Source organism: Nocardia terpenica, from assembly GCF_013186535.1.
GTDB lineage: Bacteria > Actinomycetota > Actinomycetes > Mycobacteriales > Mycobacteriaceae > Nocardia > Nocardia terpenica.
Window position 1 is genome coordinate 841,607 of the sequence record NZ_JABMCZ010000005.1, and the last position, 5,036, is coordinate 846,642.

4 protein-coding genes are annotated in these 5,036 nt (G+C 66.8%); 3 read left to right on the top strand and 1 reads right to left on the bottom strand.

The genetic code is table 11. The features are described from left to right. Positions 1 to 2 precede the first annotated feature (2 nt). Positions 3 to 1,415 (bottom strand): amidase, encoded by a 1,413-nt coding sequence (locus tag HPY32_RS39725; protein WP_067587635.1) that lies wholly within the window; start codon positions 1,413 to 1,415, stop codon positions 3 to 5. Positions 1,416 to 1,558: 143 nt separating this feature from the next. Here HPY32_RS39725 and HPY32_RS39730 point away from each other — a divergent pair, with 143 nt between their 5' ends. The 3 genes from HPY32_RS39730 to HPY32_RS39740 all read left to right on the top strand — a co-directional run bounded on the left by HPY32_RS39730 (position 1,559) and on the right by HPY32_RS39740 (position 4,962). Then, complete coding sequence (locus HPY32_RS39730) at positions 1,559 to 2,689, top strand: DmpA family aminopeptidase (protein ID WP_067587632.1); 1,131 nt, start codon at positions 1,559 to 1,561, stop codon at positions 2,687 to 2,689. A 145-nt stretch (positions 2,690 to 2,834) separates the two neighbouring features. Continuing rightward, positions 2,835 to 3,395 carry a MerR family transcriptional regulator gene (locus HPY32_RS39735; protein ID WP_231951620.1) on the top strand — a complete coding sequence of 187 codons (561 nt, stop codon included), beginning with the start codon at positions 2,835 to 2,837 and terminating at the stop codon, positions 3,393 to 3,395. A gap of 766 nt (positions 3,396 to 4,161) precedes the next feature. Beyond that, on the top strand, positions 4,162 to 4,962 hold the full coding sequence (locus tag HPY32_RS39740) for an SAM-dependent methyltransferase (RefSeq protein ID WP_231951619.1): 801 nt from the start codon (positions 4,162 to 4,164) through the stop codon (positions 4,960 to 4,962). Positions 4,963 to 5,036 lie beyond the last annotated feature (74 nt).

Here is a 5,036-nt window from a genome sequence, read left to right on the forward strand (position 1 = left end):
AATCAGAGTGCCGGTCGCGTCTCCGCGTACCGCGTGGCCGATTCGAATATGTTGCCTATCTGGAGAACCGAGAGATCGGCGCGGTGCGGGCCGACTATTTGGAGGCCGATCGGAAGCCCGGTGGGCGTGAATCCGGCTGGGACGGACAGGGATGGGCAGCCGGTCGCGGAGATGAAGTAGGACGAGCGCATCCAGTCCAGGTAGTGATGCATTGGGGTGCTGGCGATTTCGGTGGGGTATTCGAGGTCGATATCGAAAGGCGGTACCTGACTCACGGGCAGCAGGAGGGCGTCGTAATGGTCGAAGAACTCTCGTACCCGGTGAAACAGGTTGGTGTGCAACAGTTCTGCCGTGGCGAGGTCTGCCTCGGTCAGGGTTCGTCCGGCTTCGATATTGGCGGCCAGTGCGGGTTTGAACAGGTCGGGCCGCTGGTCCAGCCAGGTGCCCAGCGCCAGGTTGAACTGCCAGGCTCGGAGGGTGCGGAAGATCTCTTCGGCGCCGGACAGGTCGGGGCAGTCCCGGTCGACGGTGGCGCCGAGGTCGGTGAAGACCGCGACCGCCGGTTCGAGGACCGCGGTCACCTGCGGGTCGACCGGAACCGTTCCGCCGAGGTCCGGGGACCAGGCCAGGCGCAGGCCGGTCGGGTCGCGATCGAGTGGGACGTCGAAGGCGGCGCCCGGGGTCTCGAGGGAGATGGGGTCGCGCGGGTCGGGACCGGCGATGGCCGACAGGAGCAGGGCGGCGTCGGCGACGCTGCGGGCCATCGGGCCGCCGACCGACATCGTCTGCCAGGCCGCCTGATTCGGCCAGGACGGGACCCGGCCGGGGGACGGGCGGAAGCCGACGACATTGCAGAACGAGGCGGGGTTGCGCAGCGAGCCACCCATATCGCTGCCGTCGGCGAGCGGATGCATTCCGCAGGCCAGCGCGGCCGCCGCGCCACCGCTGCTGCCGCCCGCCGACCTGCCGAGATCGTACGGATTGCGGGTGACGCCGAACACCTCGTTGAAAGTGTGTGACCCGGCACCGAATTCGGGCACATTCGTCATCCCGATCGTGATCGCCCCGGCCGCGTGCATGCGCTCGACGATCAGCGAGTCCTGGTCGGGCACATTGTCCGCCAGCAGCCGAGAGCCGTAAGTCGTGCGCACTCCGGCCACATCGTGTAAATCCTTGTGCGCGATGGGAAGTCCGTGCAGCGGCCCGACCGCCCGGCCCGCGGCGAACTGCTCATCGGCCTTGCGGGCCCGATCCAATGCCTGCTCACCGAGCACGGTGACAATGGCATTCACCGTCGGATTGACGCGCTCGATCCGATCGAGGTGCGCCGACACGACCTCACGTGCCGACAGCTCCCCGACCCCGATCAGCCGAGCCAGCTCTCGCGCTGACATGAAACAGATTTCGGAGGACATCCGCTACCTTCCTTCCTCGAACATCCTCCGATCATGCCTGCCTCGAGGTCCCTCCGATCTTGAATTTCTCGGAGATCAACGAACGGACCGAATGCCGTGCGAATGCTTGACTTTGCGCGTCGGCCGACTGAAAGGATGACATCATGACCGAACCGCACTCGTTCGCCCCCGATGGACGGCCCAGGGCGCGCGCCCTCGGCATCGCCCCCGACGGCACTCCCGGCCCGTGGAACGCCATCACCGATGTGGCCGGGGTCGAGGTGGGGTACCGGACGCTGATCGAGGGGGACGGGCCGTTGCGGGTGGGCGCCGGGCCGGTCCGCACCGGGGTGACCGCGATCCTGCCGCGCGGCCGGTCCGGGCGCGGGCGGCCCTGCGCGGCGGGCCGCTACACGCTCAACGGAAACGGCGAAATGACCGGCACCGCATGGATAGACGAGGTCGGCCAGCTGACGACGCCCATCACCATCTCCAACACCCACGCCGTCGGCGCCTGCCACACCGGCACGGTGCGGTGGATCAACGAGACCGACCCGGCCCCGGAGTGGATGCTGCCGGTCTGCGCGGAGACCTTCGACGGTTACCTCAACGACATCAACGGTGGGCACGTCGTCCCGGAACACGTTGTCGCGGCGTTGAATTCGGCTCGCTCCGGGCCGGTGGAGGAGGGCTCGGTCGGCGGCGGCACCGGAATGATGTGCTATGGCTTCAAGGGCGGCAACGGCACCGCGTCCCGGCTGGTCGAATTCGGCTCGCGCACCTACACGGTCGGCGTATTCCTCCAGGCGAATTTCGGCTCCCGACGCGAGCTGACAATCCGCGGCCGCCACATCGGCAACCGACTCGAGGTGAGCAACACGCAAGAATCCACCGCACCGGCCGGAGCGGGTTCGGTCATCGTCATCGTCGCGACCGACGCCCCCCTCGACCCCCTCCAGTGCACCGCCATGTCCCGCCGAGTCCCCTTCGGCCTGGCCCGAACCGGCGCCACCGGCAGCCACTTCTCCGGCGACCTGTTCCTTACCTTCTCCACCGCCAACGACCGCCCCTCCGACACGGTCTTCCCATCCGGCGCCCCCACCGACCTCGTAACCACCACCAGACTGCCGTGGAACCGCATGGACCCGATGTACACCGCGGTAGCGGAGGCGGTCGAAGAGGCCGTACTGAACGCCCTGATCGTGAACACGAGCATGACCGGCAGAGACGGACACTACGCCCCCGCACTTCCCCACAACCAGCTGAAGACGTTGCTGACGAACGGATCCCGATAACCGTCCCAGAACTCATGCACACCGCTCGGCCCCTCCTCTTGAACCTGACGTGACGTCAGGTCTTAGCGTGGGTGGTGCACATCGGTAGGAGGGCGCGTTGGCCGAGCGGGTATGGCGGGTCGGGGAGCTGGCCCGGGAAACGGGTGTGACGGTGCGGGCGTTGCACCATTACGACCGGATCGGGCTGTTGGTGCCGTCGTCGCGGACATCGGGCGGACATCGGTGCTATACCCAGGCCGATGTCCGGCGGCTGCATCGCATTGTGGCCTTGCGGGGCTTCGGGTTTCCGCTCGAGGACATCGCGGCTGTCCTGCACGCCGAACCCGACCAGGACCCACGCGACCTCATACAGCAGCAGCTGGCGCTCGTCGATGAACGCATCACGCGGGCGACCGGACTGCGGGACCGCCTGCTCGGTGTGCTCGACGGCCTCGACCGCGCGGCCGAACCGTCGACGTCGGAGTTCCTACGATTGATAGAGGAGACCATTACTATGAGTCGACCATTGACTCCAGCGGAATTCGCTCGGCTGACGCGGCAACGCGAAGAATACGCACGGCAGTCGAGTGCGGAAGAGCTTGCGGCACTGGCGAAACGGCGTGCGGATGCCTTCGCGGCGATGACCCCGGCCGAACGTGAGCGGCTGCGAGCCGAACGCGCACAGATGATTCCGCCCGGCGCCGAGACCGCTGGCGGAGACCGCTGACCGATGCCTTCACCAGTCCCGGGCAAGTGACTGCTCGTTCGGTTGTGCGGCGTGGGATTGAACCCGTTCGGACATACTCGGCTATCGCTTGGTAATGGTTATCGGAATTGCTTTCGCCGGTGGCGAACTCACCTCGGTCGGCAACTAATGATCGACACAATGAAGCCCATGCGGGTTCTCGTTTTCGGTGGGACGTCGTTTCTTTCCGCACAGATAGCCCGTGAGGCGGTGGCGCGTGGGCATGAGGTGGTCTGTGCGGCGCGTGGTTTGTCCGGGTCGGTGCCGGAGGGTGCTCGTTTTGTTCGTGTTGATCGGGATTGTGTCGGTGCTGTCGAGGTACCGCGGCGGGGGTCGATCCGTGGGCCGGACCGAGGTCACTGCCGCTCTGGCTACCCGTCGACGGCTACGGGCTCGTCGCGCACGACCCCACGCCCGCCCGCACGGCCGGGCCGACGCCCCGCGCCGTGGCCGACACCCTGCACGCCACCTTGGCCCACGAACGCGCCCGTGGCCTCGACCGACCCCGCAAAGCCGGGTTGACCTCCGCCGAAGAACGGGAGCTACTCGACCACCATCGGCGGCCGCCGGCGGAAGCGCACCACCCGTAGCCCGAGAAACGTCGACCGCGCCATCTGATCGTTTGTCCGACAACGTATTCTGCGGGACGGCTCGGGCATCCGATGTTGCCGATTCGCAGACAGTGAACGGTGTGTAGCGGTACCAATGAATGGCTTGTCAGGATCAGCGAGGATCTCGAGGAGATGCCGTGCCGAAGCTCGGCCGCGTACCTGAAGGAATCGAGCCGTCCAAACCGAATGCTGCCCGGGTATACAACTATCTGTTGGGCGGCAGAGACAACTACGAGGTGGACCGGGCCTTCGCCGAGCGCATGCTCGCGGTCGCGCAGCACAGCTGGATCATTGCCCGGCTCGGCCGCCTGTTTCTGCTGCATGCCGTGCGGCTTGCCGCCGAAGCGGGCGTGCGCCAATTCATCGATCTCGGTGCGGGCCTGCCGACCTCACCCAATGTGCACGAGGTGGCGCAGAAGGTCGACCCCGCGGCGCGAGCGGTCTACATCGACTACGACCCGGTCGTGCACGCCCACGCCAACGCCTACCTCGACGGTGTACCCGGCGTGACACCGATGCTGGCCGATATCCGCCGCCCGCACGACATCATCGATCGACTGCGCGCCGACGCACTGATCGACTTCACCGAACCGGTCGCGGCTCTGCTCGTCGGCGTCCTCCACCACGTCATGGACGACGAACACCCGGCCGAGATCATCACACGCTTCCGGGACGCGATGGCGACCGGAAGCTATCTGGTCTTCACCCACCCGTCCACCGACATCGCCCCCGCCGACTACCAGCAGCTGTCCCACTACACCGCGGGCAGCTCATGCCAATTCGTCTGCCGCTCCCCGGCCGAGGTGACCCGCTGGTTCGACGGATTCGACTTCATCGGCCGCGGCGTGATCCCCATCCAACACTGGCTCGACAACAACACCCTCGTCACCCACCCGACCTGGCTGGGCGGCATCTGCCGCAAACCCCCAACCATGTAGACGTGATCCCCTCGGCTCCGACGTCTCGGGTAAGGATGGGTCAGCCGGGCGCATCCGGGAGCGAAGGAGCAGAG

Coding starts and splice junctions, on each gene's coding strand:
- HPY32_RS39725 (WP_067587635.1), bottom strand. CDS start 1,415: ATGTCCTCCGAAATCTGTTTCATGTCAGCGCGAGAGCTGGCTCGGCTG.
- HPY32_RS39730 (WP_067587632.1), top strand. CDS start 1,559: ATGACCGAACCGCACTCGTTCGCCCCCGATGGACGGCCCAGGGCGCGC.